The 25,992-nt window shown below is 29.4% G+C and carries 23 protein-coding genes; 8 read left to right on the forward strand and 15 right to left on the reverse strand.

Annotation, left to right across the window (positions count from 1 at the left end; genetic code table 11):
- Positions 1-36: 36 nt before the first annotated feature.
- Both MEVAN_RS00835 and MEVAN_RS00840 read right to left on the reverse strand, forming a co-directional pair.
- The gene (locus tag MEVAN_RS00835; RefSeq protein ID WP_011971976.1) at positions 37-531 is read right to left on the reverse strand and encodes a 6-pyruvoyl trahydropterin synthase family protein; all 495 of its coding nucleotides are present in this window, start codon (positions 529-531) and stop codon (positions 37-39) included.
- Positions 532-839: 308 nt separating this feature from the next.
- The gene (locus tag MEVAN_RS00840; protein WP_011971977.1) at positions 840-2,450 is read right to left on the reverse strand and encodes an NADP-dependent glyceraldehyde-3-phosphate dehydrogenase; all 1,611 of its coding nucleotides are present in this window, start codon (positions 2,448-2,450) and stop codon (positions 840-842) included.
- A gap of 428 nt (positions 2,451-2,878) precedes the next feature.
- On the opposite strand from MEVAN_RS00840, the gene MEVAN_RS00845 reads away from it, so the two are divergent.
- Positions 2,879-3,106, forward strand: a complete 228-nt coding sequence (locus MEVAN_RS00845) for a hypothetical protein (protein ID WP_011971978.1) — start codon at positions 2,879-2,881, stop codon at positions 3,104-3,106.
- Between the two features lie 97 nt (positions 3,107-3,203).
- Positions 3,204-3,977, forward strand: a complete 774-nt coding sequence (locus MEVAN_RS00850) for a S1 family peptidase (protein WP_011971979.1) — start codon at positions 3,204-3,206, stop codon at positions 3,975-3,977.
- A 791-nt stretch (positions 3,978-4,768) separates the two neighbouring features.
- Here the strand turns inward: MEVAN_RS00850 and MEVAN_RS00860 are convergent.
- The 6 genes from MEVAN_RS00860 to cysS form a co-directional block, all read right to left on the reverse strand.
- Entirely contained in the window at positions 4,769-5,707 is a 939-nt protein-coding gene (locus tag MEVAN_RS00860; protein ID WP_011971980.1) for an S-layer protein, read from the reverse strand.
- Between the two features lie 36 nt (positions 5,708-5,743).
- Complete coding sequence (locus MEVAN_RS00865) at positions 5,744-10,261, reverse strand: CARDB domain-containing protein (protein ID WP_011971981.1); 4,518 nt, start codon at positions 10,259-10,261, stop codon at positions 5,744-5,746.
- Positions 10,262-10,610: 349 nt separating this feature from the next.
- Complete coding sequence (locus MEVAN_RS00870; RefSeq protein ID WP_011971982.1) at positions 10,611-11,033, reverse strand: hypothetical protein; 423 nt, start codon at positions 11,031-11,033, stop codon at positions 10,611-10,613.
- Positions 11,034-11,179: 146 nt separating this feature from the next.
- Positions 11,180-11,878: a hypothetical protein gene (locus MEVAN_RS00875; RefSeq protein ID WP_052290595.1), complete on the reverse strand. Its 699-nt coding sequence runs from the start codon at positions 11,876-11,878 to the stop codon at positions 11,180-11,182.
- A gap of 91 nt (positions 11,879-11,969) precedes the next feature.
- Entirely contained in the window at positions 11,970-12,896 is a 927-nt protein-coding gene (locus MEVAN_RS00880; protein ID WP_011971984.1) for a TIGR00269 family protein, read from the reverse strand.
- A gap of 15 nt (positions 12,897-12,911) precedes the next feature.
- Complete coding sequence (cysS, locus tag MEVAN_RS00885; RefSeq protein WP_011971985.1) at positions 12,912-14,291, reverse strand: cysteine--tRNA ligase; 1,380 nt, start codon at positions 14,289-14,291, stop codon at positions 12,912-12,914.
- A 449-nt stretch (positions 14,292-14,740) separates the two neighbouring features.
- Between cysS and MEVAN_RS00890 the strand changes: the two genes are divergently transcribed.
- From MEVAN_RS00890 to MEVAN_RS00910, 5 genes are all read left to right on the forward strand, one after another.
- Positions 14,741-16,042 (forward strand): O-acetylhomoserine aminocarboxypropyltransferase/cysteine synthase family protein, encoded by a 1,302-nt coding sequence (locus tag MEVAN_RS00890; protein WP_011971986.1) that lies wholly within the window; start codon positions 14,741-14,743, stop codon positions 16,040-16,042.
- A 13-nt stretch (positions 16,043-16,055) separates the two neighbouring features.
- Positions 16,056-17,534 carry a homoserine O-acetyltransferase MetX gene (metX, locus tag MEVAN_RS00895; protein WP_011971987.1) on the forward strand — a complete coding sequence of 493 codons (1,479 nt, stop codon included), beginning with the start codon at positions 16,056-16,058 and terminating at the stop codon, positions 17,532-17,534.
- A 40-nt stretch (positions 17,535-17,574) separates the two neighbouring features.
- A complete protein-coding gene (gene nifS, locus MEVAN_RS00900; protein WP_048059209.1) occupies positions 17,575-18,720 on the forward strand; it encodes a cysteine desulfurase NifS in 1,146 nt (381 codons plus the stop codon).
- Positions 18,721-18,751: 31 nt separating this feature from the next.
- A complete protein-coding gene (nifU, locus tag MEVAN_RS00905) occupies positions 18,752-19,129 on the forward strand; it encodes a Fe-S cluster assembly scaffold protein NifU (RefSeq protein WP_011971989.1) in 378 nt (125 codons plus the stop codon).
- Between the two features lie 143 nt (positions 19,130-19,272).
- Entirely contained in the window at positions 19,273-20,244 is a 972-nt protein-coding gene (locus MEVAN_RS00910; RefSeq protein WP_011971990.1) for a tRNA lysidine(34) synthetase, read from the forward strand.
- Between the two features lie 32 nt (positions 20,245-20,276).
- Here MEVAN_RS00910 and MEVAN_RS00915 read toward each other — a convergent pair whose 3' ends face one another.
- The 3 genes from MEVAN_RS00915 to cysK form a co-directional block, all read right to left on the reverse strand.
- On the reverse strand, positions 20,277-20,636 hold the full coding sequence (locus MEVAN_RS00915; RefSeq protein ID WP_011971991.1) for a transcriptional regulator: 360 nt from the start codon (positions 20,634-20,636) through the stop codon (positions 20,277-20,279).
- 135 nt (positions 20,637-20,771) lie between these two features.
- A complete protein-coding gene (cysE, locus tag MEVAN_RS00920) occupies positions 20,772-21,455 on the reverse strand; it encodes a serine O-acetyltransferase (RefSeq protein WP_011971992.1) in 684 nt (227 codons plus the stop codon).
- A 20-nt stretch (positions 21,456-21,475) separates the two neighbouring features.
- Positions 21,476-22,426, reverse strand: coding sequence for a cysteine synthase A (gene cysK / locus MEVAN_RS00925; protein WP_011971993.1), 951 nt, complete (start codon positions 22,424-22,426; stop codon positions 21,476-21,478).
- Between the two features lie 485 nt (positions 22,427-22,911).
- On the opposite strand from cysK, the gene MEVAN_RS09055 reads away from it, so the two are divergent.
- Positions 22,912-23,037, forward strand: coding sequence for a hypothetical protein (locus MEVAN_RS09055; protein WP_269479009.1), 126 nt, complete (start codon positions 22,912-22,914; stop codon positions 23,035-23,037).
- Between the two features lie 99 nt (positions 23,038-23,136).
- On the opposite strand, the gene MEVAN_RS00930 is transcribed toward MEVAN_RS09055, so the two are convergent.
- The 4 genes from MEVAN_RS00930 to argF all read right to left on the reverse strand — a co-directional run bounded on the left by MEVAN_RS00930 (position 23,137) and on the right by argF (position 25,943).
- Positions 23,137-23,472, reverse strand: coding sequence for a DUF2149 domain-containing protein (locus MEVAN_RS00930; protein ID WP_011971994.1), 336 nt, complete (start codon positions 23,470-23,472; stop codon positions 23,137-23,139).
- Positions 23,465-24,106: a MotA/TolQ/ExbB proton channel family protein gene (locus tag MEVAN_RS00935; RefSeq protein WP_011971995.1), complete on the reverse strand. Its 642-nt coding sequence runs from the start codon at positions 24,104-24,106 to the stop codon at positions 23,465-23,467. The genes MEVAN_RS00930 and MEVAN_RS00935 overlap by 8 nt, the downstream gene beginning before the upstream one ends.
- Before the next feature lie 10 nt (positions 24,107-24,116).
- Entirely contained in the window at positions 24,117-24,818 is a 702-nt protein-coding gene (locus MEVAN_RS00940) for a DUF2162 domain-containing protein (RefSeq protein ID WP_011971996.1), read from the reverse strand.
- 207 nt (positions 24,819-25,025) lie between these two features.
- On the reverse strand, positions 25,026-25,943 hold the full coding sequence (gene argF, locus MEVAN_RS00945) for an ornithine carbamoyltransferase (RefSeq protein ID WP_011971997.1): 918 nt from the start codon (positions 25,941-25,943) through the stop codon (positions 25,026-25,028).
- Between the last annotated feature and the right edge of the window lie 49 nt (positions 25,944-25,992).

Raw genomic sequence — 25,992 nt, forward strand, 5'->3', positions numbered from 1 at the left:
GAATAAAAGAATATAAAGGTTAATTAGGGTGCCTTTTTACTTAAATTCTTTTGATGCGGCGTTCATTGAAGATGAGCGGAAAGTAATTTTTTTAATAGGCATTTTGTCTTTAAGAAGTTCATAAAAAAGTTCACAAAGATTTTCACAAGTTGACACTTTTTTTGTAACAACTATTCTGTATTCTGGGTATGAATAAGCAAGTGGGTGGTCAATCTTTTTAAGAGGAACGCAGTTTTCCGGGTCATTATTAATGCCGTGATTTTTATATACTTCAATAACTGCATCAAGAAGTGGGTCGCCTTCTTGAAATATTGTTGCATGGTGGAAATGATCACAAACTTCCCATGCTTTTTTAACTCCTTCTTTACAAGGATGTGCAAACCCAGTTACTGGATCTACTACATCTTCAAGTTCAATTTCTAAAAGACCAGAATGTCCATGTAGATGTTTTGCTTCCCTAGGCCAGTTCATAAACCTATGTGCGTACTGAAAATCCAGTCTTACTATTGACGTATATTTGTTGTCTGTCATTTTTACCACCTACATTTTCTTAATGATTATTTATGTGGCGAAGATATAAAACAGTTTTTATTTTATTTTCGTGTATTAACTTTTAATCAAAATGATAATTCAATATATTCAAGCAAATTACCTGTTTTAAAACAGCTGTAAAGTATGGTTAGGGGATTCTCTTATTTTTTGCTATACGTCCTTAAGTATCTGCCTGTAAATCATATGATTGTTATTAATGATAACTAAAGGATTAGTTTCTGTCGAATTAATTTCAAACTTATTTACAAATTTTAAAAATTAAATAATAATATATTTTTTAGTTATTTTTAAAAAATATAATCCGTTCTTAAAAAATTTGAAGACTTTGAATCAAATATTCTCTTTATTATTTTTTTATTACTCTCCGTTTCTTTAACTGCAACCATGGTACGAATTGAAAAAACTCTTAATGCATCAGAAACCGACAAAGTTCCTTCGGCAGAGTCCTTTCTACCCGTAAATGGGAAAATATCTGGCCCCCTTTGACATTGGGAGTTTATATTTACCCTACATACCTGATTTACAAGGGCATCTATTAATTTAGAAATCTGAATAGCATCGTTTCCAAAAATACTTGCTTGTTGGCCAAAATTTGAATTGATGACGTATTTTAATGGTTCTTGGATATCATTAAATTTGACAATTGGGATAATCGGGCCAAACTGTTCTTCATGATATATTCGCATAGTTTCATTTACATTAGATAGCACAACGGGGAAAAATGAAGTTTCATTAACTATTCCGCCGTTTTTATTGCAAATAATCGCTCCTTTTTTAATAGCATCTTCTAAAATCTCTTGAAGTAGCATTGGCTTATCCTTTTCAGGTAATGGGGTTAAATCAACATTTTTATCCCAAGGTAGGCCTAAATTTAAATTATCGACAGCACTTGTAAATTTTTCAAGAAAGATATCATATATCTTTTCATGAATAAATAGAATTTTTAAAGCAGTACATCTTTGGCCGTTAAAAGAAAGTGTTCCGGTTATACACTCTTTAATAGTATGTTCTATTTCAGCGTCACTTAATATTATTGCAGGATTCTTTGCTTCTAACCCCAATACTGATTTTAATAGATGGGGATACGGGTGCTGTTTTTTTAAGGTATTTGCAACATTACATGAACCAATAAACGCTAAAACATTTATTTTGCCCGATGTCATTATTGGCTCGATCACATTTCGCCCCCTACCATAAACAATGTTTACAACGCCTTTTGGAAAAGCACTTTTAAATGCATTTAAAAGTGGGGAAAGCAATAAAACTCCTAATTTAGCCGGCTTAAACACGACGGTATTACCCATTATTAGTGCTGGAATCAACGTTGTAAAAGTTTCATTTAGCGGATAGTTAAAAGGCCCCATACATAAAACAACACCTAGTGGCGCTCTTTTGATTTGTGCAATAATCCCTTGCTTAATTGTAATTCTTGATGCATCCCTATCTAAGTCTTTTAAAGCTTCAATTGTGTCATTTATATATTCTATTGTCCTATCAAATTCTTTTTCAGACTCTTTTAATGTTTTCCCGATTTCCCACATTAAAAGATTAACTACAAGATTTTTCTGTTCTTTCATTAATGAAACAAAGTTTTTTAAACAATCTATTCTCTGCTCAATAGGCATTCGTGGCCATTCGCCTTGACCGTTATTATATGCGTTTACAGCACTTTCAAGGGCATATAATGCAGTTTCCTTATCCATTAAAGGGTAGGATCCAATTAAGTTTGATGAATTGTTTTCTGTACGCACATAAATTGGAGAATATACATTTTGAAAATCGCCCTGCCATTTACAAAGTTCCCCATTTATAAGATATTTGTTTTGGTTAATTGGAAATGAAACTAAGTAATCTTTTGGAATATCGCCCTTCATTGGAGATAGTTCTCTTGTTTTCATGGTCTACATCCTTTATTTTTTTACATTTTGTATATATTAAATAATATGCATTAAAATATAATATATACGAATTAATATATCATTTTGATATGAATATTTTTCATAAATGAAGACTATTGCTATTATTATACATTCTATATTATAGCATATATCCTACAAATTTTAAGACTGTAATTCAATATTTATCAATTTTATGGCGTATAATACTATAAGATTAAAAATAATATGCGGTTTTTAAAAATACCTGATTTTGTTTTAAGTATTTAACAAAATGTTCTTTAAATTTGGTATATAATGATTATAATTGGATTAGTATATAATGTTTATAGTTTAGAATATTAAATACTAACATTTTTATATTTCAGAATATAGTATATTACTTAAATGAAACACAAAACTTTAATAAAAAGACTAAATGGGGTAAAACAATGGCAAAAAAGTTATTATCAAGAATTGGAAGTTCTCACGGAATAATAATGGATAATTCCGATAAAGACCACGTTCACATCGACAATCCTAAAGCTGAAGAAATCGAAAAAAGACACATGACAATTGAGGGCATGAACTGTATTGTTATTTTTAATGCTGATGAATGGCATCTTAGGCAGCTTCAAAAGAAAAAACAGTTTGATGAATTAAAAAAAGAATTTGAATAATTATTTTTTTAAATTTAATTTTAAAATAATTCATAGTTAAAAAAGCTTTTAAATCTATATTAAAATAATTAATATTATGGATTATGGGGGCGTAACTATGATAAAAAATACAATTCTAAAAGTTATGGAGTCTACGTTTTGTATTGAATTACCTAACAAAAAAGCAGGCGGAATGCCAACTCCAGTAGGAACCGGTTTTTTCATATCTCCTGACGGATGGTTTGTAACTGCTGCACATATAGTTATGGATAAAAATGGATCCATAAGAAAAGACCTAAATAAGGCAGTTTTGATAAAAGAACAAAGTTCAAACGGCCCTAAAAAAATTTGCCAGTATGTATCAAAAGGAAATATTTTTTCAAAGTTAGATATTGCTTTATTAAAGGTAGATTTTGAAAAAAACTCAAATAAAGAATGGCTTGATAAAAAAACAGAATTTCCATTTATAAACGTTTCAACAGAGCGTCTTGAAATTGGTGACGAAGTTTATTCTTTTGGATATCCACTTTCAAGTTATGGGATAATCAAACCGGGCGAATTAGGATATACAAAATTGAGTCCAAGGGCCACATCTGCAATAATTTCATCGAATTTTGATACTAATGCTAATTTAGGGGCTCCAAAAAACTATGTACTTGATAAAGCATTGAATTACGGAAATAGCGGTGGGCCAATTATTGCAACAGAAACGGGTAATGTACATGCAATTTGTTCTAGATTCCAGCCTTTGATTGTTCCACAACAGCATATTAAAGATAGTAAGGGTAATCCTCTACCAATAATGATTCCAAGCCTTTATGGGGTCGTATCTAGCTTTAACGATAAAGAAATTATTGGTTTTTTAATGTCTCGAGACATTCCTGTTAAATAATAATTTAAATTAACTTTAATTTTTATTTTTTTGTAACCCTAAATTAAAAATGTGTAAAAATAATTACAAAAAATATAATATTTTCTAAATGAATGGAAGAAAAAGATAGTAATTTACCAAAAAATTTTATAAAAATAACTAAAATTGATATAAAAAGGAATAACTACTTAAAATCGAAGAAAAACTTAAAAAGCGTAAAAAATCGATTAGGGAGGGGATTTTATTCAATAATTTTTTCCCATAAAATTGTAAGTAATTACCCAAATTTAAACATTTTTTGGCAGAACGTGTAAACTATACTGGGAAAAACCTTAAATTTCAATACATTCTTTTAAAAGATGGAAAATTTTGAAAGTTACGACCAAACAAACAGTAAAAAAAGAATTAATTTATATTTACAACATTGTAAAAGATGAAAAATGCAAAATTAAAAATTGTAAGTCGCCTTGAATTTTTAAAAATCAATTGGAACATTAGCTAAAACATTAAAAACGATAAAAATGTTTAAAATTTCGAGAACCGACATTATATATTTGAAATACGGGGGTGTATATTCAGGATAATTATCTAGGATAAATCCTGAATTTGATATACTATTTCGGGTAAATTAATGCACGGTGTGGGCCGTATACCTATTCCCACGACAATAGTTTAAATTTGGAGGATATATGGGTTTCAAAATCGTTCGGAAAATGTAAAATAAACATTACATGGGGTAAAAATCATAGCTTTTACCTTATACTGAAACTACCCTTTAAAAAATAAAAAAAAGTTATTTTTTTAATAAAAAGTTACTTTATTAATTTTGATCCAGTACTAGTCCATTCTATAATTAATGGTTTTTCAGGTAATTCATCTAATGTTTTAAAATATTCTAATGCTGCAAGTGTTCCAAATCTATCTGAACCTGCAATATAAATTACCATGTATCCATTAATTTCTTTAACTTGAATTACTCCTTTATTTTCTCCAGGATAATCATTAGTTATTTTTAAGTCAAATTTATTATCATACATTTTAGCGTATGGATTTGCCAATGGTCCTCCAACAATTACTGTATCTTGATTTAATTCAGATACTGTTGTAATCATTGAATCAGTTCTTAAATTTGCTGCATAATTATAGTCAACTGTATTTCCAGCTACTACTTTAGCGTTTGAAAGAATTTGTTTAATTTTTTCTGACTTTATTGAACTTATTACGTTTTTAGAGATTTCTGTCTGATCAGTAGTTACACTTCCACTACCTCCTCTACGGTTATTGTTTGACGGAGGATCTGTGCTAGAGTTGTCACCATCTGATGTAGTTTGATTAGTAAGAACTATTTTAGCCGTAGTCATTTCATATATATCGGTTACTAAAAAGAATGCATGGTTAATTGTATAGTTCCAACCTACGAATTTACAGTTTTCAGCAGTTTTTACTTTGTTATATCCTGTAGCATTTATAGAAACTATTGCTACTGTTCCATTTACAAGAGTAATATTGTAGTTTTCGTTTTCTACACTATAAATCATATTTGGTAAATTATCAAAGTAACCAACTATTGAACATTTCTTTGATTCATTTAATTCTATAAATGTAAAATTTTTATTTTCTGTTAAATGGTAGTCAAAAGATACGTTATACTTTGGAATATTAACTGTAATGTTTCCTTGAGGCATTTCTTGACCTTGTAATGGTGAAAATACAAGCAAACACAACAGCCCTATTAGTATTTTTTTATACATTTTAAGTTCACCTTGAAAAAGATTTAATTAAATGGATTATCCATCCACTGCATCTATTGTTATTACAGTTTTACCACTAATTTCTTTAATATTTGCCCCCCATCCTAATGGGGTGTTAATTTCAAGAATTTTTAATGGAACTATTGATATTGTTGCTTTTTGAGGTGCAATTAATTCTTCATTATACATTGGGTAGAATAATGCCTCTACGGTTTTTGATACTTCAGTAGTTGATATTACTGGAATTATTATTGAAAGAATACTGTTACGTTCAATTAATTCTGGATATACGTATAATTTAGTTTTATTTGTAGTCGAATTAAAATTAGCCATGTAAGCATGTTCAATATTTTTTATGTTTTCAGTGTAGTTTAGTCCTTCTGGAAGGTCAATGTCAAGAATGCCTACCAAAATAGGTTCGCTACCTTCATTTCTAATATTAAAGGTCATATTAAATTCCCTATTTTGAACTGCTCTTTCACTAATTATATCTAAGAAAAAGTCTTCAGCTAATGGATCTATATAATCTTTACCATTACTGTTTATTGCAATTGAATACGGTGTTGTTTGTGAAATTAAACCCCCACAAACTATTTTTGCATTTTTACTAAAGTTAAATGATATTGTATGACTTCCAGGGGTAAGGTGTGAATCATTTATGTATTTTCCAACATACTTTGGATTACTATTATTCAATATTATGGAATCTATTAGTGTTGAATTAACGTATACATCAATTGTCATGTTATCAACAGCTTCAGGACGTTCTAAAGTTATTGCCCTTAATGCATACCCTGTTGATTTAGTGGAACCCCATCCAGAGCCACCATATATACTGTATATACTAACTAAATGTGAATTTAATTTACTGTATGCATCATTATTAATTATATCTTTTGAGTTATGTAGTCCGATCGAGGATATAGCTACACTTTCTGAAGCTACTCCATAAATACTGTAGCTTGTAGTTCCCGTAAATCCGTAAGTTACTGATTTTTCTTGATTTTCATCTGCCCAAGCGCTTAATTTAACTACGGTATCATTTAAAGCATTAAATACGTCAGAATCATTTATTCCCATATTGTAAGCATTTGAAAGAACCCATGCTTTGTATCCTAATTTATAAATGTCATCGTCATTATTAATATTTTGACTTATTAAGTATCTAACGGACTTATTTGTTGCATTAAATATTTCTGGTTTAATTTCGTTATTATCCGTTACGTTATAAACTTGTTGTAGTGAAATAGTAATCAGTGCATTACTTGAAAAGTCATCTCTCATATAGTATGCATAGTCTGATTCCCAGCTTCCATCTGTTTTTTGTTTAGTTATCAACCATTTGGCCCCATTATCTAAATAAGTATTATTAACAACGTGTCCATTCATTTTTGCAGTTGTAAGCCCATATAGTACATAACCGGTATGGATTGGCTTTTCACTATATGATCCATAAAGCCCCCATGCATATCCATCAATAAATATCCTAGGTTTTCGCTCTTCAGTTGTAAGTTTAATTATGCCGCTTGAAACCATATTGTCAAAGTTTACGTTAGTGAATATATTATTATCATTGCAGTATTCTTTAACGTAAATTGATGCAACCATTGGCGAAGTAATTTGCTCAATACATCCGTGTGGATATCTTGCAAGGTAATCTATACCATTTAAGGTCCTTCCAGATTCTCCAATCATTGCAATATAATCTAATCTTCTTTCGATGTCATATTCAGTTGTTTCAAATATTTGGAAATCCAAAGTAACTGACTCATTTGTTGTTGTAATATTTGAATATTTTATTACTACAGGATTATCCATAATTTTTAAAGGAATAGTCTCTTTTTTAAGTAGTTTTTCATTTTGATATATTTCTATTGAAATGTTTTCATTTTTTGAAACGTTTTTAGCCCTTATTGTAAATATTTCGCTACGTAATGAGTATACATATGATTTAGTTTCGTTATTACTTATGACTTCAATCCCATTAGAGGTTACAATCTTTGAGGTATACGTTTCAGGAATAGATACGTTATAAAATGCGGTTATTTGATATTCCCCACCAGATGCTAAAACATTGTTTTTTGGAATACCTGAAACTCTACTAATATCTGCAGCTATTCCTTTTACATTAAATTGAACTGTTTTTTCATTGTTTGAGATATTTTTATCTATTGTATTTATTGAAAGCACTTTTACAGTTAGATTGTTACTTCCAGGATTACTTACATTTACTGGAAGTGATAGCCATTCGTATCGATTCAATCCTGAAAGGTTAGACAGTTTAGAATAAATTAATTCTCCATTTAATTCTACGCTAATATTCATTTGAACTTCGTCATAACTATCTTTTTCAATTGACGCATAAAGCAGTCTTTCAGTACCCTGCACTACTGAACTAGGGAAAGACAGCCAATTTACCTTCAAATCAGGGAAATGTATTCTTTTTATAACTTCATTATTTTCTTCATTGTACTCAGTAATTTGATCTTTAGAGTCAATTAATGCTCTTAAAAATACGTTATCAAAACTTTTAATGCTTTGATTAAACATGATTGTTTTTTTTGAATTTCTTGAAACTGAAATTGTTTCATTCTTTACTAAGTCACTATTTAAATAAACATGAACTTCAAAGTTTTCTGCATCAATTGTTCCTAAATTTTGAATTTCAAGAACTACTTCAATATTTGCTTCATTTTCTGTTGCGTTTAAAGCCCTATAGGTTATAGTCCCTGTTAGGTCAATATAGTCTTCAGTATTTTTAGCTATTTTAAAGTCCTTTGATTCCACAAGGAACAAGTGATTTCCATCTGAAACATATATATCAATATATCCAATAGAGTTACCCTGTGTTTTAATAGTCACATTTGTATTTCCTGAGTCATCTGTTTTTGAAATGGTATGATAAACATTACCATTATAATAATTTTCATCCTCATAATTTCCAGTATATAATCTAAAGACACTGATTACAGTGGCATTATTTACGGGTGTTCCATTGATATAAGATACAGTTATCGGTAATTCGTAATTTACATAAGTTTTAATTCCTGAAAAATCCCCTGTTTGAACAGTAAATGGATGGTAGTATACGCTTTTTATGTAGTCGCCATGGTCAGTCATGCCTTCATGCATATTAAGTTCAGTTTTTTTCGAATATATCCATGGTTCTAGAGTATAAGTTCCGTAATCCCCGCTTTCAAGGATTAATTGTTTATTGACTACATTTTTAGATGCATCATAAAGAACTTGCCGGATTCCTTCTTTATATAAGGAATATTCAATGTTTGAGCTAATTAATAGTATATTTCCAGTTATAGAAAGGTCGTACTCAGCATTGGAAATGATAATAGGTTCACTATGTTCTGAAATATATGTTGTATCATTATAAACTGCAAATGCCGTTAAAAAATACGTTCCTTCCCGTACATACGTTATATTATACCGCGCACGTCCAAATTCATCAGTTTTAACCGTTCCAATGTACCCATCCGTACCATAAATCATTACATTATGATTTTTTATAGGTTTAGATCCGCTAAATAAAAAAGTATATTCTAAATTCTCATTTGGTCGTGAAATTCCACCTGACCCGCTTAAATACGCCCATTCTGAATTTTCTTCATTTTCCTCCCCTTCATAGGGTTCACTAATATATATCCACCGGTAAACGGTTTCATCATAATATATTTTAACAGGCGTAAGTTTAGAATTATGCAGTACACCAAAGGTTGCTATTCCAAATTCATCAGTTGTTACATTAAATACAGTTTTGTCATTTGGTAACCCGTATTCAACATTTAATACTTGATTTTTAAATATTTTTCCAGTAGACTCATTTATAAGGGCTACCGAAATAGATACATTTTTTCCTGATTTTTCATATATGTGATTAGGCATTAAAATCAGGTCTTTTTCGCCAAAAGTTCTTTTATTGGGGTGTGCTGTTAAAGACAGTTCAAAGATTGGATAATTGTTTTCGTCAGCACCATATGCACCCCAAATTTCGATAGTTTCAGTAATATTTTCAATATATATATTTAAAAACCCGTCTTTAACTTCAAAAGTTCTAGGTTCCCTTCCAATATATACGGTTACATTTTTATGTTCATTAATTCCTACACTTTTTAACGGTAATGTGTAATTTAAAATTCCATTTTCAGCATATACCTCATATCCATTTAAATTTGCTGAGTAATGGGGCACCATTAAGAAATAATTATATTTAAATTCATTAGGATATTCAAAATTAATAACTACATAATCAAAAGTATCTATTTTGGGCATTTCTAATTTTAAAACACCATATTCATCTGTAGTTTCACTGAAATTTATTACTTCAGTGATATAATCATCAATAGATTCATTAAATATATTAACAGTATACGTGCCATTTACAGGCATATTTTTTGCAATTGAACTTTCATTATATATCAAAAAACTTATTTTGTTATCTTCAATTCCTAGTTCTTTAATAGTATATTCTTCCGCAGAACACGAGCTACATAGTAAAAGTAGTACAAATGTTCCAAGAAGCATAGGTTTTATACGCTTCATAACCATTTCACCAAAAAATTAGTTAAAAATAGCATCTAAAAAGATGTAATACATTATATTATATTTAGAATATATATCTATTTCGACACGAGTTTAAGGTTTATTAAGGCATTGAAAGATAACCTTTTAAAAACATAATAGAATTGAACTTTTATTGTTAAAAGAACCCAAAATAGTATTGATTAACACTTTTATTTAACAATATATAAAATTAAAATAAGTTTTTTAAATAAATTTTTTAAACCGATTATATATGAAAACCCGAATAGAAGTTGTAATTATCAAAATTGTATTTTTGAAAGTATTGGTAAAAAAATAGGAAGCTTATATATTATTACTATTTAAAAATTTAATTTAGTTTAAGGCTGAAATGCTGCATTAGCTGTTTTTGAAATATTTTTATATATCTGCCGTATATTTTTTTCCGATACCTATTTTTAGCTTGTTTTACGGCTTTTTTTAACCTACAGTGAATAGTTTCTAATTCCAAATGACATTTGGTTCGTTCATTAGTTGAAATAGAAGGATTTAACTCAATATCTGTTCTTATTTTAGATTTAATTAGTTCAAAAAAAGACATATCATAATTTTGAATTCCTTCAACACTATTATTAATACTATTAATTATTTTTATCCATCTTTTTTTAAACTCCATAACTATTTCAACATCTTTAAAATCTTCTTCAGTTACCAACGTTAATATTTCATTAAAATTATCATTATTAATAAATTCAATATTTTCAAGTCTTAAATAATTTAATCGAATATTCAAAACATCCCCTCGAATTTAATTGATAATATAATTGTATTTCTAACAATTAATATTTTTTTGCATTGGAAAATTAAAAAATAAAATAAAATAAAATAAAATAAAATAAAATTTAATTAAACAAAGATTTCCTAACACTTAAACTTTTATTACTTTTGATTCATTATTTTACTATTAATTAACTTTAGTGAACGTTTTGCTTCTTTTATTATTATTTCGTCGTTATTATTTGTTAGAATATATTCTAAAACATTTATGCTTTTATTTAATGGAAAAGCAGATAAACAAATTGTGCATTTCCACATTATTAATTTATTTTTAGAATATCTATTCATTATATCAAGTATTGGTTTTAGGTTTTCCATTTTTGAGAGCTCTATATTATAAAATACTAAAAAACCAATTGCATCAATTAATTCTGAAATCTTCTTTTCATCGTTAAAATTTATATTATTTAGTAAAACACCTAGTATTTTAGTATTCATTTTACACAGTACTCGTGCAATAATGTCTCTTGGGAGTGGATAACTTACTTTTTTTGAAACGTCTTTTGGAAGATTTTTATGTTGATTATTTCCCATAGTTCCAAGATAATTAATAAGGATTTTAGCTGTTTCTTCGTTTCCGTTTTTTAAGGCCCTACAAATTTCTAATTTCGTATAGAGACTTTTTTCAAGATTAAGTCTTTTTAAAAGCAACTTTACAAAATTTTCATCTTTAATATATCCTTTTTCAGATAGTATACGTACTGAAGTTGAACGTTCAACTGCTATTTTTGAATTTATCAGGTTTAAAAGCACATCGTCTTCCAAATGTTTCATAAAATCGATATCAGACTGTTCAATCATCCCACGTTTTTTCAAGTCGTAAATACTGCTTTTCATAAGATTTATTCCTAAATTTTTTCAGTATAAAAAATTTAAAAAATATTAAAAATTTTTAAAACTTAGACTTTTCTAAAATTTCAAGTTCTTTTAAATAAGTACAAACTTTACAAATATCTCTTGAAGAAGCATCGCCACATATTTTACATACTCCAACTTCTTCTGGAACATTTAAATATTCTAAAAGTCTTTCAAAGCCTTTAACTATTGAATATTTTGCTCCAGGATGATTTTCTTCAAGTTGATCTGTAATTTCAGAAATTTCCGATCTATACGATAAACTTGAATATGGGCAAGGTGCTTTATGATATTTTAGTTTTAAAAAATCTGCAAAAAGTAATACTTCATCTTCAGGTATTTTTTCTAAAGGTTTTATACGTTTTACAAATTTAGAATTTTTAGAATCTTTTCCTAAAACTGCTAGTTTTTTAATGTTTCCTTCAATGTAGTTCATCATGACTGCTTGTGAAATATCGTCTAAGTTATGGCCAATTGCAAGGTAATCGCATTTTTCAATTATTGCTATTTTATTTAATATTTTTCTTCGAATTACTCCACAAAATGAACACGGGTTCATTGTTAAATTTTTTTCTTTCGCCAATTTAACAATTGTATCTAAATCCGTTTCAATATAATCTTTAAAATGAACTACTTTATATTCAATATCATATTCGTTACAAAAATCTATTGCGTTATTAATTCCATCAGTTCTAAATCCGTCAATTCCTTCATCAACCATTAATCCAATTAATTTTGCATTTGGAATAGGTTTAAAAAATTCACTTAATAGGTGTGCCATTACTAAGCTATCTTTTCCACCACTTAATCCAATTCCAATTTTTACGTTGTTTTTAATAATATTTCTTCCAAGGGTTTTTCGAACCTTTTTAGTTATATCGTTTATAAAACATTCCTTACAGAAGTGTTTTCCAGAATGTTTTTGATGATATATAGACGGACTTTTACATTTTTTGCATTCCATATTAATCACTTGGTCTTATTTGATGTCATCTATTTTTATGTTTATTTCATTTAGCCTATTTCTGATATAATCTGAAATTTCCCATTCTTTTTTTTCTCTAAGTTTTGATCTAACGTTTAAAATTAAATCTAACAATTCTTCAGCATTTTTATCATTTTTTAAGTTAGTTTTTATCTCAAACCCAAGAACTTGCATAAGTTCAAAAATTAGCTCGCTTGATTTTAAAAGCGATTTTTTAGATATATTTTTGTCGTTTAAGTGCTTATTAATAAATCGTACATATCCAAAAATTGCCGAAATTGCTAAAGGAGTATTAAAATCATTATTCATTGCATCAAAAAACTTTTCCTTCGTAAATTTAATATTTTGTTCAACTAAATCGTCATTTTCATGTTCAATTTCAAGAATTGGGATAAAAAATTCTGTAGATTTGATAAAATTTGTTATTCTTTCAAAACTTTTCTTTGATGCCTCAAGGTTCTCTGAACTAAAATCTATTGGACTCCGATAATGTGTCGATAAAACAAAGAACCTAAATTCCAAGGCATTGTACTTTTCTAAAATTTCTTTAATAGTAATAAAGTTACTAAGAGATTTCGACATTTTAGTCCCATTTACATTTAAAAATCCAGTATGCATCCAGTATTTCACCATTGGTTTTTCGCCAGAAATTGACTCCATTTGGGCGATTTCTGCTTCATGGTGGGGGAATATTAAATCAAGCCCTCCACCATGAATATCATATTTTGGCCCGAAATATTTTTCAGTAATTGCAGTATCTTCAATATGCCACCCAGGTCGCCCAAAACCCCAAGGGGAATCCCAGCATGGTTTTTCACTGACTTTTTTCCAAAGTACAAAGTCTTTTACATCTTTTTTTAGCCCATCTGGATTTACACGGTGAACATTTAATTCTTCAATATTTTGATTCGATAATTTTCCAAACTCTTGAAATTTAGATACTTCAAAATAAACACCGTTTTCAGTTTCGTATGCAAAACCTTTTTCAATCAAAATTTTAACTTGATTTATTATTTCAAATGTGTGTTCAGTTGCCCGTGCATAGAAATTTACGTTATTGACGCCCAAATTCTCCATATCTTCAAGATATTTTTTTTCATAATGTTTTGATAATAAATCCGGATTTTTTGATTGTATTTTTGCTTTATCTATTATTTTATCGTCAATATCTGTAATATTTTGAAGATAAAATACGGTATATCCAAGATATTTTAAATAACGAACGATAGCATCAAATGCAATATATGTTCGTGCATGTCCAATATGGGATTCTGCATAGGTAGTTGGCCCGCAAACAAATAATTTAACAATATTTTGATGATTAGGAAGGAATAATTCTTCTTTTTTTGATAAGGTATTATAAATTTGTAACATAATTATCACATCAGTACTTTTTTATAGTTTTAGGGAATTTAAAACCAAAAATTGGAATTTAGAATAAAATATCCCGATTTTAAGCGATGTGCCCAATTTGCCCGTTATTTTAGCATTAATACTCCCATAATAATTAAAGTATATTATCAAGAACATGAGCAGAATATAACAATTGTTATATTATATGATTAACAATTGTTATATCGATATATAAATTTTTCGTTAATTTTAAAAATTCTTAAAAACAAAAACTTTTAAGAGTAAAAATTGGAAAATCTCCATTTATCAGGTCTCAATACTTCTTAAGTCAATATTTAGCGATAAAAACATTGGATTTACTTCTAATTTTAGTTATAAATAAATTAAATTTTTCCGAAAAATACTTATATAACAATTGTTAATCATATAATATAACAATTGTTATATAACATAAATTATGGAGGAAAAACATGGAAAACAAAAAACATGGAATTGGAACACTTGGACTCCATGCAGGTCAGGAAAACCCTGACCCTACAACTGGTGCTAGGGCTGTTCCAATATATCAAACTACATCATATGTTTTTGAAAATTCCGAACATGCTGCAAATTTATTTAGCCTAAAACAATTTGGAAACATCTACACAAGATTAATGAACCCTACAACAGACGTATTTGAAAAAAGAGTTGCTGCAATTGAAGGCGGAAATTCAGCACTTGCTTTAAGTTCAGGAATGGCTGCAATTACATTTTCACTTCTTAATTTAAGTTCCCCGGGAGATGAAATAGTTTCTGCAAACAATCTTTATGGTGGAACATTTCAGCTTTTTAACCATACTTTTCCAGAGTTGGGTCGAAAGGTGAATTTTGTGGAATCTACAGATTTAAATGAATTTGAAAATGCAATTACCAATAAAACAAAAGCAATATATGTAGAATCAATTGGAAATCCAAAATTAGATGTACCTGACTACAAAAGTATTTCAAAAATAGCCCATGATGCAGGAATACCGTTTGTTGTAGATAATACGACGGGTATAGGACTTGTAAGGCCGATAGAACATGGAGCAGATATTACGGTACTTTCTGCAACTAAATTTATTGGAGGGCATGGAACATCAATTGGCGGAGTAATTGTTGATTCTGGAAACTTTGATTGGAATAATAAAAAATTTCCAATGTTTATAGAACCAGATAAAAGTTATCACGGTATAAAATATGCTGAAACTTTTGGAAATGTACCTAGTTTAGGAAACATTGCATATATATTGAGAGCCCGTGTTAGACTTTTAAGAGATATTGGGGCAGTTTTAAGTCCATTTAACTCGTTTTTATTCCTTCAGGGATTAGAAACTCTTGATTTACGAGTAAAACGACACTCAGAGAATGCATTGAAAGTTGCAGAATTTTTAAAATCTCATGAAATGGTAGAATGGGTTAATTACCCGGGACTTTTAGGAAATCAAACGCACGAAAATGCAAAAAAATATTTAGACGGAGGATTTGGTGCATTAGTTACTTTTGGAATTAAAGGCGGTGTTGAAAATGCAAAGGCATTCATAAATAATCTTAAGTTATTTTCTCATGTTGCAAATATTGGGGATTCAAAAAGCCTTGCAATTCACCCTGCTTCAACAACGCACCAGCAATTAACAAAAGAAGAACAGATTTCAACTGGAGTCAGCCCAAATCTTATAAGGCTTTCTATTGGAACTGAAGACATTAAAGACATTATTTTGGATATTAAAAACGCAATTTCAAAAATAAGGTGATGGGTGAAAATTAATGAAAAAGGGGTCTGTTGGAAATGTAGAGACAAAAACTTATGCTCTTCCAAATGAATTAGTGTTAAAAAGCGGTAAAACATTAAAAGAAGTAAATATTGCTTATGAAACATACGGGAAATTAAATAAAGATAAAAATAACGCAATTCTTGTATTTCATGCCCTTTCAGGAAATGCCCATGCTGCGGGAATCCATAAAACGGATGGCAAACTTGGATGGTGGGATGCATTAATTGGGCCTTTAAAATGTATCGATACAAACAAGTATTTTGTAATATGTTCAAACGTGTTAGGGGGCTGTAATGGGACTACTGGCCCTTCTTCAATTAATCCTGATACCAATAAGCCATATGGAATTGATTTTCCAGTTATAACTATTTCAGACATGGTTACACTTCAAAAAAATCTTATTGACCATTTAGGCATTAAAAAGCTGTTTTCAATTATTGGCGGATCGATGGGAGGCATGCAAGCTCTTGAATGGTGTGCTACGTACCCCGAAGTGATTAATTCAGCAGTAATAATTGCAACAACATCCTCCTCATCCCCCCAACAAATTGCATTTAATGAAATAGGTCGAAGGGCAATAATGTCTGACCCTAAATGGGATGGTGGAAAATATTATTATAAAAATCAGCCATCTGAAGGGTTAGCACTTGCAAGAATGATAGGGCATGTAACGTATTTGAGTAAAGATTCGATGCATGAAAAGTTTGGTCGGTGTCTTCAAGATAAAAATGAGTATGGATTTAACTTTGAAACAGACTTTCAAGTTGAAAGTTACTTAAAATACCAAGGAGATTCATTTACAAAAAGGTTTGATGCAAATTCATATCTTTACCTTACAAAAGCACTGGATTATTTTGATTTAACTAAAAACGGGTCATTATCTGATGCATTTGAAAAGTTATCTGCTAAAATAATGATCGTTTCTATAAATTCTGACTGGCTATATACTCCAGAGGAAGCTAAAGAAATAGTAAGTGCTATGAGTACATCGGGTATAAATGTAAAATATCACGAAATTAAGTCAATTTATGGGCACGATGCATTTTTAATTGAAAATGGGCAGATGAGTTACATAATTAGTGAATTTTTATCTGAAAAAATTGTGGAAAATATAATGACTAAAAATTTTTCAACGATATATGAAAACGAGACAATTAAAAAAGCAGCATCTTTAATGGTAAGTAAGAATATAACACATATTCCAGTAGTTTCTAATGAAAATAAACTTCTTGGAATTATAACTGCATGGGATGTTTCAAAATCAATTGCTGAAGAAAATTCAATTGAAAACATAAAAATCAGCCAAATGATGACTAAAAATGTAATAACTGCATTTATCGATGACAAAATTGAAAAAATAGCCATTAAAATGCAAGAATATAATATTTCATGCTTACCAGTTGTTGACCAAAATGGACTTGTTATTGGAATGATTTCTGCAGAAAACATTACAAATACTATTACCATATAAATACAATAATAATATATTTTTTGGAGATGGGGTAAAAATGATATACCTGGACAATTCAGCTACGTCAAAAATTGATTCTGAAGTTTTAAATGAAATGATGCCTTACCTAACAGAAAATTTTGGAAATTCATCAACGCCGTATTCACTTGGAAAAATTTCTAAAAAAGCAGTTGATGAAGCAAGAATAAAAGTAGCTTCATTAATTGGTGCAAATCCTAAGGAGATATATTTTACAAGTGGGGGAACAGAATCGGACAATATTGCAATAAAAGGAGTTGCATATTCCCTGAAAAACAAAGGAAACCATATTATAACTAGTATTATTGAACATCCTGCAGTTCTTGAAACATGTAAATATTTGGAAAAAAACGGTTTTTCAATAACTTACGTACCTGTTCAAAACGATGGAATAATCAATATTTCAGAAGTTAAACGGGCAATAACTCCTTCAACAATACTTATAACAATAATGCATGCAAATAGTGAAATTGGAACTATTCAGCCAATAGAGGAAATAGGAAAAATTGCTAAAGAAAATGGTATTTATTTCCATACTGATGCCGTTCAAAGCGTCGGAAAAATTCCCGTTGATGTGGATTCATTAAATGTGGATTTACTTTCTATGTCGTCACATAAAATACATGGCCCAAAAGGGATTGGTGCTTTATATATTCGAAAAGGTTTAAAAATATCACCAATAATTCATGGCGGAGGACAAGAACAAAATATTCGGCCCGGAACTGAAAACGTGCCCGGAATTGTTGGTTTTGGAAAAGCATGTGAGATAGCTAAAAGAGATTTGGAAAAAAATATGGTACAGATGACTTTTCTCCGAGATGAATTAATCAAAGGAGTACTTCAAAATATAAAAGAATCTTATTTAAATGGACACCCTGAAAAAAGACTTCCAAACAATGCCCATTTTAGATTTACAGGAATTGAAGGGGAATCTTTACTTTTACGCCTAAATTTGAAAGGAATAGCCGTATCAACTGGATCTGCATGTTCTTCAAAGAGTTTAGAGCCTTCAAAAGTCTTAAAATCAATCGGGCTTGAAAACGTGGATTCCCATGGCTCACTTAGGTTAAGTTTAAGTAAAGATACTACATTAAAAGAAGTTCAACAAGTAATTTTAGAATTAGTTGAAGTTGTTGAAAAATTAAGAAATATATCTGCACTCTGGTGAAAATTAAGCATATAAACTTTAGGTGGATAAAATGTATAGTGAAAAAGTAATGGAACACTTTTCAAACCCTAAAAATGCTGGCGAAATTAAAAATCCAAGCGGTGTTGGAACTGTTGGAAACCCTAGTTGCGGGGACTTGATGACAATTTACATTTATGTAGAGGACGAAATTATTAAAGATATAAAATTTAAAACTTTTGGATGCGGTGCTGCGATTGCAACTAGCAGTATGATAACCGAACTTTCAAAAGGTAAACCGATAAATGAAGCCTTGAAAATAACTAAAAGTGATGTTGCAGATGCACTTGATGGATTACCGCCTGTAAAAATGCACTGTTCAAATTTAGCAGCAGATGCGTTGCATGCAGCAATAGCTGATTACTTAGAAAAGCAAAAAATTAATCCTTAAATATCCATTTTAAGTAATATTTTTACGAGTTTAAACGTGTAATCTAAAATTTTTTCATTAAAACTCTAAAAATTCTAAAAATTCTAAAAAAAGCGGTTTTTTATTTTTTAGTTATAACATATTATAACTTTACCGGTGATTTCATGATAGATTTGCGAGAACTAAAAAAATACTGTAATCCGTCATACTTAATTATAAGAAATGATAAAATTATCGTTTCAAATAAGGGATTAGCAAGACTTTCAAAGGATAAAATGAAAGAAATCGAAGCTGAATTTGGGATTCCTGTTATTTATTCAAGAGTTTTTGAAGAAATTTCGGAAAGAATGGGCCGATTTGTTTCAAAAAATAATATAATTTCCCCAAAAGATAAAGTAGTTGTCGGGCTTAGTGGTGGAAAGGATAGTTTAGCCCTTTTACATTTATTAGAGCCATATAAAAGAAAATACGGGGTAGAAATTCATGCAATAACCGTTGATTTAAATATTGATGGAATCCGGCCGTGGAATGAAACGAACAAAAATGTAAAAATGATTTCAAAAACTTGTGAAAATTTAAATATTCCTCATAAAATAATTCCTTATGATGAAAATGTCGTTGAAATGTCGAAAATTCTTTCAAAAAATTCAAAAGGAATCGATTATTCGCCATGTTTTTCATGCTCAATTTCAAGAAGACATATTTTAACAAACTACGCTAAAGAAACATTTAATTGCGAAAATGTAAAAATTGCACTTGGGCATACGTTAGAGGATAATTCAGACACAATTATTGCAAACATACTAAAAGGAAATATAATAAAGGCACTTGAACCGATAAAAAACTTTGATGAAACCAAAATCGACTTTGACGGTTTAAAAGTAAGCCTTAAAAACTGCTGTATGATTAGACCACTTTTAAATATTTCCGAAGAAAAAATTAAGAAAGCATTGAATGAATGTAATATTGAATATTATAAAGATAAAGACGAATGCCCATATAGTAGGGTTAACGGGGATGGAATAAGAAAAAAGTCTCACGAAGTTTTAAAAAACTTAGAAAAAGACGTTCCAAATATTCGGGAAATGGTTATTTCCTCAATAGTAAACAGCATTGAACATTATAAACGTAATTAACTTACATTAATAATAAAATAAATTTTTTAGGATTATTTGCATGAATGACAGTTGGATAAACTACTTTCTTTATCTTTATGTAAATTACATACAACATTTTCTAATTTTACAGTTGCGCATATTTCACAGGTTTTTGAAATAAGGTCTTTTTTTTCGTATTTTCCAGAAAAAAGACCGTCTGCTAAATCATTTATCAATTCATAAGTTTTATCACTAAATGTAAGTCCATGTCCCCGTTTATCCCTTAAATACTGGGATACGGCAGGCTGAGTAATTTCAAGAAGTTCTGAAATTTTTTTCTGAGTCATACCTCGATTTAACAATTCTTTTGTTACTTCAGACCGTATTGCAGGAATTATATACCATACTATAATTTCACAAGGTGGTTTCATTATAAATCACGTGTTAAAAGTTAATTTTTATAAATATAAATTTCAAGGTAGTTTTTAGCTTTTATCATTTAAGATATGTTCTTTAAATTTAAAATACTTTTTATTAGTGGATAAAAGGAGTAATATGTGAAATAATTATATCCCAAGACCATCATTAAATAATAAACTGGTTTTTGGAACATCTTGTTTTAAATTTAATATTTTTAGCTGGTTTTCCATTGAATCTTGTTGTTTTTTCATATTTTCAAGAAGTTCTGAAATGGGGTCGGGTAAATTTCCATGATCTAAATCAATTGCACATTTTCTATTTTCATGAACTACTTTTCCAGGAACCCCAACACAAGTAGCATGTGCGGTTACGGATTTTAAAACAACAGAACCCGCACCAATTTTTGCACAATTTCCAATTTCAATATTGCCCATAATTTTTGCACCAGATCCTATAACAACTCCATTTCCAATCGTAGGATGCCTTTTTTTCCTTTCCAAGCTTGTTCCGCCAAGTACTACTCCTTGGTAAATTAAAACATCATCACCAATTTCACTGGTTTCCCCAATAACTACGCCCATTCCATGATCTATAAAACACCTTCTTCCAATTTTTGCACCAGGATGTATTTCAATTCCGGTTAAAAATCGAGATATTGTTGAAATAACTCTTGCAATAGTAATTAATTCATTATTAAATAGCCAATGGGATAACCTATGTATCCATATTGACCAAAGTCCAGGATAACATAAAACTACTTCAAATTTTGTTTTTGCAGCAGGATCCCTCATTAATACAGTTTTAATATCCTCTTTTATCAACTTAAACATGGTTTAACCTTTTACATTAGTTAATCGGTATCAGCAAATAACCAGTCCATACTAAGATATCGTTCCCCTGTGTCAGGAAGTATTACTAAAATTATTTTTCCTTCGTTTTCATATCTTTTTGAAACTTTTAATGCGGCATATAGTGCTGCACCGGAAGAAATCCCTGTTAAAATTCCTTCTTTTTTAGCAAGTTCAAACATTGTTTTCACGGCATTTTCGTCACTTACTGGGATTATTTCATCAATTAAATTAGTATCTAAAACTTTTGGGATAAATCCTGCACCAATGCCTTGAATTTTATGGGCCCCCTTTTCTTTTCCCGACAAAACTTGTGAAGATAAGGGTTCTACAGCAATTACTTTTAATTCAGGTTTTATTTTTTTAATTGCTCTTGAAATACCTGTAAGTGTTCCGCCAGTTCCAACTCCCGCAACAAGAATATCTATTTTTCCACCGGTGTCTACCAATATTTCTTTTGCAGTCGTTTCTTCGTGAATTTTTGGATTTGCTTCATTTTCAAATTGATGCAACATTACCGAATTAGGTATTTCTTTTAAAAGGTCATTAGCTTTTAAAATTGCGCCCTGCATTCCATCAACTCCGGGTGTTAAAACTACCTTTGCACCAAGAATTTTAAGCAATTTTTGTCTTTCAATTGACATTGTTTCAGGCATTGTAATTATTAATTTATGGCCTTTAGCGGCTGCTACAAACGCCAATGCTACTCCAGTGTTTCCACTGGTTGGTTCAATTAATATTGAATTTTTAGTAATTATTCCTTTTTTCTCACCATCTTTTATCATTGCATCTCCAATCCTATCTTTAACACTACCTAATGGGTTAAATGACTCTATTTTTACTAAAATGTCTGCTTTAGAGTCACCAATGATTTTATTTAGTCTAACAATCGGCGTATTTCCAATAGTTTCAATAATATTTCCATATATTTTATTTCTAAATTGATTATTCATTATTATCACCTTTAATAATATAACGATTGTTATTTATGATATATAACGATTGTTATATTTTATAGAAATTACATGATTAAATCTATTTTGTATATAAATAATAAATTAAAAAGACTGAAAATTTAAAATTTAAGGAAATGTTGATTTGAACGAAAATTTCAATAAAATAGGTTAGTTATATAAAAAAGAATTATTTAACTTTATTTAAAAATATTTTTTCAAATTGGCCATATTATTATTATTATTATTATTATTATTATTATTATTATTATTATTATTATTATTATTATTATTATTATTATTATTATTATTATTATTATTATTATTATTATTATTCAACAGACATTATAAAACTAAATTAAAAACAGTAGAATGGATTATAATTTATAATTAAACGTTTAATAATAAAAACCACCCCATTAATTCGATAAAATTTAAATATAACAATAAATATAAAATATATTATAAAAAAAAGGGTGGTATATATGCCAGATATAAAAAAACAGCAGGGGCAACAACAAAAGCAAGCTCAACAACAAAAAGAGCAACAACAAAAGCAAGCTCAACAACAAAAAGAGCAACAACAAAAGCAAGCTCAACAAAGAAAATAACAAATTTTTAAATTGCTATTTCGCCCTAATTTTAAATTTTTGTACAAAATACCCCCATTAGTTGTAAAAAGGGAAATTAAGATATTATTTATTTAAGTGCTATTTTTCAATCATTATATACCTTCCAGTAGCCGGATCTTTATAAACGGTTCCCATCTGTTCATATCCGACCCCACTTCCGTCTTGAATTTCAGGAATGTCACTAATTTCTTTTGCCATGCTTACTTCAGCAACTTGCCTCATTGCGCGCATTATTTCCATTTTTTCTTCAGGCGTAGTATCACTAAATATCACATTTTGCATATTCCAAGACATTACTAGAAATATTAAAAATCCAACAGATAAAACCAGCATTGCATCTACAAGGTTTGAAGTTCCAGCCATTGGGTCTTCTTCACCCTTATTGAATCTTTTTCTATTCTTTTTTCTAATCATTTTTTAAAGCCTCCAGAAAAGATTCAAGAATTGATTCAAGGTTATACATTTGTTCTTCATACCATCTTCGCCTGATTTTTGAAATAACATAGCAAATACCCCCTGCTGCAAGCCCTACAACGGTTGTATCAAATGCGATAATTATTGCATTTGCAAGGGAAGTTACATCCCCAGCACCTAATGCTGCAAGTCCTGGCCCCATTGGAATTAAAGTTCCCATTAATCCAAATGTTGGCCCAAGTCGGGTTATAAAGTCCGTTTTTTCAAGAGTTTTTTCGAGCCTTAGTTCTTCTTTTTCAAGAATAGTTCTTGCATTTGCTTCCCTTAATTTATGGTCAGCTGATTCATTTAAATCGGATTCTTCAATTATTTTAATATATGATTTTGGGATATTTAGTTTATTAATAGATTCTAAAACTTCGTTTGAACGTTTATTGGAAATTTCAGTTATTATTTTTTGAAGTTCTTTAGAATTTATTTTGGTTCTACCCGAATACTCTGCCATGAACTCCCCAAAAAGCATTACGGAATAAATCATAAAAATCAAAAGTACAACAATTACTGGAATCAGTAAACTTTGAGATATTGCATGTAATGTTGTACTTAAAACTTCACTTCCTGGAATTAACGTCATTAAATCAGCCTCATTTTATTTTTGACACTTTTTTGTTTTTTATGTAACCCAATAAAAATAGTGAAATACTAATCAAACTTACGAAAAACAGTTCTTTTGATTCAGGGATTTCAATCGGATTCATTGTAAGCTGCATACTTGAAACAATATTTGGAATTATTAGGGCAGATATTAAAAAGTATAAGCCTGCAAAAATCATGAAATTCCCCATCAATAATGGTCTTGGCATTTTTAGGATTTTTGCAATGCTATTTGAAAGCATATATACTGTAAATATGGTAATCATTAGTATCAAACTTGCATATTTTCCAAGTTCAAACGTAGAAACGTTAAGCATTGGGGAAATTAACACAATTGAAGCAATAACTGCCCCAAAACAGCATGGACATGGCGCAATCATTGCAACACTTGAAATTTTAAGCGAATTTTTACCATGTTGCTTCCAGCTATTTATTGTATGAAATCCTGCGTAAAGTATCATTGCAGACATTAAAACAAATATAACAAAGTTATAGTCATAAATTGCGGTTTGAATAATTTCCGCATATCCTGAAGCGATTTTAGATAATACAAGTGTTCCAAGGCCATATAGTAAAATTATAGCTCCAGATATTTTTTTAGAAATTCCTGAAAACCCTAAAGAAAGTCCTATTTTAATTCCAAAGATTATAATTGCAGACATCAATCCAAGCTGCCATAAGTCTTCTATCATTTTAATTACCTCTAGAATTAAGAATTAAAATTAATAAAAAATAGTTTTAATGTTATATATTATTTTCTAGTTATATTTATGAAATTACAATTAAAATTTAATATTTTTGAATTTAAAAAAGAGTAATTTTAAAATGAATTGTATAGTAATAAACTTTTAAAATTAGAAAATTAGAAAATTTTTTAAAGTAGGGAATAAAAAATAGTATTATTTATCTTTTAAAACGTACTTTAAAACTGCTTTTTGAACGTGAAGTCTATTTTCAGCCTGATCAAATACTTTTGACTGTTTAGAATCAATTACTTCGTCAGTTATTTCCATTCCTCTATTTGCAGGGAGGCAGTGAAGAACCATTGCATCTTTTTTTGCATTCGATAAAAGTTTTGAATTTATCTGGAATTTAGGAAATATCCTTTTTACATCTTCTAAATCTTTGTTTTTATCACTCATACTAATCCATACATCAGTATACAATACATCTGCATTTTTTGAAGCTTCTATTGGGTCATCAGTTAACGTAAGGCTCCCTTCACCATATTTTGCAATAATTTCCAGTGCTTTTTTAACGAAAATACCGTTTGGTTCATAGCTTCTAGGTGTTGCAATAAATATATTCATTCCAAGTATCGCTCCTGCAATCATTAAAGAATTTGAAACGTTATTTCCATCCCCAAAATATGCTAATTTTAAATTTTTAAAGTCTTTTCCATTTTCTTTTATTGTGAGTAAGTCTGCAAGTACTTGGCAGGGGTGTGAAAGGTCAGATAACGCATTAATTACCGGAACAGTTCCATAAAAAGCAAGGTCTTCTAGAGTCTTATGGCTTTTTACCCTTGCAACTATTACATCTACAAATCTGCTCATTACTTTTGCAGTATCTTTAATACTTTCCTTTTTACCAAGATGAATTTCATTTTCATTCATCACCATGGAATGCCCACCAAGTTCATTTACGGCTAAATCAAAGCTCATCCTAGTTCTAGTAGAGGGGCTTTCAAAAATTAGCGCAATATTTTTATTTTTTAAAATATCATGGCCATACCTATTTTTTTTAAAGTAAATTGAATCTTCTAAAATTTTTTCCATGTCTTCTCTTTCTAAATTCCAAAGTGTAAGCATATCCATAAATTACCACCACTAACGAAAACTAGTTAAATATTCCAGATGAATACTA

It is taken from the genome of Methanococcus vannielii SB (genome assembly GCF_000017165.1).
In the GTDB taxonomy this organism is placed as follows: Archaea; AGJL01; Methanococci; order Methanococcales; family Methanococcaceae; genus Methanococcus; species Methanococcus vannielii.

Bases quoted from the DNA above. Each gene is read 5' to 3' on its own strand.
- MEVAN_RS00850 (WP_011971979.1), top strand. From the start codon at position 3,204: ATGATAAAAAATACAATTCTAAAAGTTATGGAGTCTACGTTTTGTATT.
- MEVAN_RS00840 (WP_011971977.1), bottom strand. From the start codon at position 2,450: ATGAAAACAAGAGAACTATCTCCAATGAAGGGCGATATTCCAAAAGAT.
- metX (WP_011971987.1), top strand. From the start codon at position 16,056: ATGAAAAAGGGGTCTGTTGGAAATGTAGAGACAAAAACTTATGCTCTT.
- MEVAN_RS00875 (WP_052290595.1), bottom strand. From the start codon at position 11,878: ATGATTGAACAGTCTGATATCGATTTTATGAAACATTTGGAAGACGAT.
- argF (WP_011971997.1), bottom strand. From the start codon at position 25,943: ATGGATATGCTTACACTTTGGAATTTAGAAAGAGAAGACATGGAAAAA.
- MEVAN_RS00845 (WP_011971978.1), top strand. From the start codon at position 2,879: ATGGCAAAAAAGTTATTATCAAGAATTGGAAGTTCTCACGGAATAATA.
- MEVAN_RS00880 (WP_011971984.1), bottom strand. From the start codon at position 12,896: ATGGAATGCAAAAAATGTAAAAGTCCGTCTATATATCATCAAAAACAT.
- cysE (WP_011971992.1), bottom strand. From the start codon at position 21,455: ATGTTTAAGTTGATAAAAGAGGATATTAAAACTGTATTAATGAGGGAT.
- cysS (WP_011971985.1), bottom strand. From the start codon at position 14,291: ATGTTACAAATTTATAATACCTTATCAAAAAAAGAAGAATTATTCCTT.
- MEVAN_RS00915 (WP_011971991.1), bottom strand. From the start codon at position 20,636: ATGAAACCACCTTGTGAAATTATAGTATGGTATATAATTCCTGCAATA.
- MEVAN_RS00860 (WP_011971980.1), bottom strand. From the start codon at position 5,707: ATGTATAAAAAAATACTAATAGGGCTGTTGTGTTTGCTTGTATTTTCA.
- MEVAN_RS00930 (WP_011971994.1), bottom strand. From the start codon at position 23,472: ATGATTAGAAAAAAGAATAGAAAAAGATTCAATAAGGGTGAAGAAGAC.
- MEVAN_RS09055 (WP_269479009.1), top strand. From the start codon at position 22,912: ATGCCAGATATAAAAAAACAGCAGGGGCAACAACAAAAGCAAGCTCAA.
- nifU (WP_011971989.1), top strand. From the start codon at position 18,752: ATGTATAGTGAAAAAGTAATGGAACACTTTTCAAACCCTAAAAATGCT.
- cysK (WP_011971993.1), bottom strand. From the start codon at position 22,426: ATGAATAATCAATTTAGAAATAAAATATATGGAAATATTATTGAAACT.
- MEVAN_RS00910 (WP_011971990.1), top strand. From the start codon at position 19,273: ATGATAGATTTGCGAGAACTAAAAAAATACTGTAATCCGTCATACTTA.
- MEVAN_RS00935 (WP_011971995.1), bottom strand. From the start codon at position 24,106: ATGACGTTAATTCCAGGAAGTGAAGTTTTAAGTACAACATTACATGCA.
- MEVAN_RS00890 (WP_011971986.1), top strand. From the start codon at position 14,741: ATGGAAAACAAAAAACATGGAATTGGAACACTTGGACTCCATGCAGGT.
- MEVAN_RS00940 (WP_011971996.1), bottom strand. From the start codon at position 24,818: ATGATAGAAGACTTATGGCAGCTTGGATTGATGTCTGCAATTATAATC.
- MEVAN_RS00835 (WP_011971976.1), bottom strand. From the start codon at position 531: ATGACAGACAACAAATATACGTCAATAGTAAGACTGGATTTTCAGTAC.
- MEVAN_RS00865 (WP_011971981.1), bottom strand. From the start codon at position 10,261: ATGAAGCGTATAAAACCTATGCTTCTTGGAACATTTGTACTACTTTTA.